We start from the raw sequence: 4,134 nt of genomic DNA on the forward strand, positions 1-4,134 counted from the left end.
GGTCGACGGAAGCCACGTGGTCGTCGTCGGGCTGGGCGGCATCGGCCGCACCGTCGCCCGCAAGCTGCATGCGCTCGGGGCGCGGATCACCGGCATCCATCGGCGGACCGTCGACGCCCCCGGGGTGGCCGAGATCCGCCCTCCGTCCGAGCTCGGCGACGCCCTCTCGACCGCGGACGCCGTGGTGCTCGCGCTGCCCGGCACCGACGCGACGCGCGACATGCTGTCGGGCGCTGTGCTCGCGCAGGCGAAGCCGGGCATCACCGTCGTGAACGTGGGGCGAGGATCGACGGTCGACGAGCCCGCGCTCATCGATGCGCTCGCGAGCGGCCTGGTGGGGTTCACCGCCCTCGACGTGTTCGCCGTCGAGCCGCTGCCCGAGACGAGCCCCCTGTGGTCGATGCCGAACGTGCTCGTCAGCCCGCACAACGCCGGGACCGACATCGACGAGGAGCGCCGCGTCGCCGAGCTGTTCGCCGCCAATGCGACGCGGCTCATCGACGGCGAACCGCTGATGAACCGCGTCGACACGGTGGAGTTCTACTGAGTCGCGTTCTGCGGAATCCCGTTCTGCGGAATCGACGTCGCCCGAGCCGATCCGTCGTCAGGACCGCGCGGTGTTCAGCGCCGTGAGGCGCCTCTCGACCGCGGCCCGGGGCTCGGGGCCCAGCAGCCGGGCGAACAGCTCGCCGAGCGTCAGCCGCGGACTCCATTCGGTGTTGTCGCGGAAGTCCTCCGCGATCGCGGGGCGGAGCTCGCCCAGCACCTCGACGATCGCCTGATACGCCTCGCTGTCATCGATGATCTCCGCGAGGCTCGACTCCGGACCGACCTCGCCGGGTTCCGGCCGCGGCGCAGGAGCGGTGGAGGTCCACCGATGCGACCCCGACCCGACCGTGTGACGCCGACCGTCGGGCAGCACGACGTCGGCGTCGGTGTTCGCCGGCACGGTCGCCTCGACGATGATCGACTCGCCCGACCGCTGCCAGCGCACGCGCGCCTCTCCGTACGGAGTCAGGTGCGCGGCCTCGGCATCGTCGAACCCCTCGAGCGGGTGCGGCTCGATGGCGATGCGCGCATAGCCCGGGGCCGCGGGAGCCAGACCGGCCACGGTGCGATGCAGCCAGTCGGCGATGGCCCCGAGCGCATAGTGGTTGAAGGAGGTCATCTGCCCCGGGTTGATCGTGCCGTCCGGCAGCATCGAGTCCCAGCGCTCCCAGATCGTGGTGGCCCCCATGGTCACGGGATACAGCCACGACGGGTTCTCCGTCTGGGTGAGCAGTCTCGTCGCCGTGTCGAGGTGACCCGTGCGGGTGAGCGCATCCTGGATGATCGGCGTCCCCACGAACCCGGTGCCGATGCGGTAGCCGCCGAGCCGGGTGAGCTCGGCCAGCCGATCGCCGAGCGCCTGGCGACGGCTCTCGTCGACCATGTCGAACACGATGGCCAGCGAGTACGCGGTCTGCGCGTCGGACACCATGCGCCCCGACTCCGTCACGTACTCGGCGACGAAGGCACGCCGCACCTCCTCGGCGATCTCCGCGTACTCGCGTGCCTCGCTCTCGCGTCCGAGAAGAGCGGCGGCCCGCGCCGTGAGGTCGGCCGATCGGAACACGTAGGCCGAGGCCACGATGTCGGCCGAGGTCTTCGCCTTCGCCGGATGCTGCGGCGGCGCGTCAGGGTCGAGCCAGTCGCCGAACTGGAACATGCCCTCCCACAGGCGCAGATCGCCGGAGTAGCCGACGATCACGTCGGTCCAGGCCCTCATGCTGTCGAACTGGCGCTCCAGAGTGTCGAGATCCGCGAAGCGCTCGTAGAGCACGGTCGGGACGACGGCGGCGGCGTCTCCCCACGCGGCGGCGGCGCGCGCAGGACCGAGCACGTTCGGCACCACGAACGGGACCACGCCGTCGACCTGGTCGATCTCGAGGTCGCGCAGCCACGAGTCGAGGAAGCCCCGGACGTCGTAGAGGAAGCTCGCCGTCGGTGCGAAGACCTGGATGTCGCCGGTCCAGCCGAGGCGCTCGTCGCGCTGCGGGCAGTCGGTGGGGACGGAGAGGAAGTTGCCGCGCAGCCCCCAGACGACGTTCTGGTGCAGCTGCCTCACGAGCTCGTGCGAGGTGTCGAACCAGCCGGTGCGCTCCATGTCGCTGTGGATCACGACGGCGGTGATGTCGGCGGGGTCCAGCACGCCCGGCCAGCCGTCGATCTCGGCGTAGCGGAATCCGTGGAACGTGAACTCGGGCTCCCAGACCTCGACGCCGTCGCCCGCGAGCGTGTACCGGTCGGTCGCCGCCGCGGCACGCAACGGTCGGGTGCCCAGCTCGCCGTGCTCGAGCACTTCGGCGTGGCGGAGTGTGACGACCGTGCCCGATGCCCCCTGCACGCGGATCCTCAGGCGGCCGACGAGGTTCTGGCCGAAGTCGAGCACGGTCCGGCCCGACGGGGTCGTGATGACCTCGGCGACGGGAAGCTCCTCGATGCGCCGGACGAACGGCGACACCCGCGCTCCGGGCACGGGAACATCGGCGACGACCGCGACCGGCGACCAGTCCGAGGTGCCGCGGCGGGCGTCGTGATCCTCGCCCGCATACAGCCCGCTGGCCGTGATCTCGTTCGGCGCGCTCTGCCACGACTCGTCGGTCTGCGCCGTCTGCACACGACCGTCCGCGTACTCGATGAGCAGCTGCGCCGCGAAGCGGGGCTGCTCCTCGTACACCGGCGCGGCGTTCTCGCGGAAGCCATAGTGCTCGGTCGCCCAGGCGCCGGCGAGACGCACGGTGACGGCGTTCTCCCCTGACCGCACGAGGGCGGTGACGTCCGTGCTCTCGTGCACGGTGCGCGTGTGGAAGGGCGTCCACCCGGGCTTCAGCACCTGATCGTCGACGTCCTCCCCGTTGAGCGACGCCTGATAGACCCCGACGGCCGTGGCGTAGAGCGTCGCGCGGCGCACCTCTCCGTCGACGGGGAACGTCGTGCGCAGAGTCGCCGGCTCGGCATACGTCGCCGGGGCGGCGACGGCGATCGTGTGCGCGGTCCACTCGCCGTCGGCGAGGAATCCCGCGACGATCCGTCGCGGCTCGCTCCACGGCGACACCGCCTCGTCGGAGCCGGTCACCCGCACGCGCAGGGTCGCCTCGTCCCGGGGCCGCAGCGGGCGGAACGGCCACCGCACCCGCACCGAGTCCCGACCGCTGACCCGGTGCACCTGGGTCTCGCCGTCGAGCTCCAGCTCGAGTTCGGCACCCGACTGCATCCATCCGCGGGCGTCGGACTCGCTCACCCACCCGATGGCCGGGGTCGCCGTGGCGACCGTGTCACTGCCGTGCGGCGCGTCGACGGTGACGCGCGCGACTCTCAGACTCATGTCTCTCCTGCATCTCTCTCATCGTCGGGCGACGGCGGGCGCCGTCACCGTGATCTCGTGCGCTCCCGGACCCACACGTACCGCGGCGCCGCCGCCGTCGACGGTGACCGTGGAGTCGGCCGTGACCGGCAGATCGAGGTCGGCGGTCGTGCCGAACGGCACCTCTACGGCGATCCGCAGCACGTCGCCGTCGAGTCGCCAGTCGATCGCGAGACGGCCGTACGGTGTGTCGACCGATGCCGCCGCCTCGTCCACGCCGACGGCGGGGCGCGGCGCGATCCGCGACACGCGATAGCCGGGCTGCGCCGGGGCGATGCCCGCGACCGTCCGGTAGACCCAATCGATGACCGCCCCGTACGCGAAGTGGTTGAAGGAGAGCATGCTGCCGCCCTCCTCCTTCGACCCGGCATCCATGGCCCCCGAGTGGATGCGCCCGTCGGGGAGGATCGCGTCCCAGCGCTCCCACACCGTGGTCGCCCCGCGATCGACCTGGTACAGCCAGCTCGGCGCCTCACGACGCAGGAGCATCAGGTACGCCTCGTCGAGGTGGCCGGTGTTCGACAGCGCGAACAGGACGAGCGGTGTGCCGAGGAATCCGGTGGAGATGCGGCCGTTCTCGGCGCGCACGTTCGCGGCCAGGCCGGCGGCGATCGACTCACGCTCGGCGTCGGGGGCGATGCGGAACTCGAGGGCCAGCGCGGCGCCGGTCTGAGTCGTGGCGGCCTCTGCTCCCCACCGCCGCCAGGTCTCCGCCGCGACCCGATCGG

At 71.8% G+C, this 4,134-nt stretch carries 3 protein-coding genes; 1 reads left to right on the top strand and 2 read right to left on the bottom strand.

Going from position 1 to position 4,134, the window contains the following annotated elements:
- A partial coding sequence (locus RTM68_RS17350) for an NAD(P)-dependent oxidoreductase (protein ID WP_312173359.1) occupies positions 1-547 on the top strand: 547 nt, incomplete at its 5' end.
- 57 nt (positions 548-604) lie between these two features.
- Here the strand turns inward: RTM68_RS17350 and RTM68_RS17355 are convergent.
- Together RTM68_RS17355 and RTM68_RS17360 are read right to left on the bottom strand one after the other, a co-directional pair.
- Entirely contained in the window at positions 605-3,367 is a 2,763-nt protein-coding gene (locus RTM68_RS17355) for a family 78 glycoside hydrolase catalytic domain (RefSeq protein ID WP_312173361.1), read from the bottom strand.
- An 18-nt stretch (positions 3,368-3,385) separates the two neighbouring features.
- Positions 3,386-4,134 (bottom strand): alpha-L-rhamnosidase C-terminal domain-containing protein (locus RTM68_RS17360; RefSeq protein ID WP_312173363.1); only part of this gene is annotated, 749 nt, incomplete at its 5' end.

The sequence above is a fragment of the Microbacterium sp. genome, assembly GCF_031988965.1.
In the GTDB taxonomy this organism is placed as follows: Bacteria; Actinomycetota; Actinomycetes; order Actinomycetales; family Microbacteriaceae; genus Microbacterium.

What these genes read in the sequence shown, in the direction of transcription:
- RTM68_RS17355 (WP_312173361.1), bottom strand. Translation starts at nt 3,367, where the DNA reads ATGAGTCTGAGAGTCGCGCGCGTCACCGTCGACGCGCCGCACGGCAGT.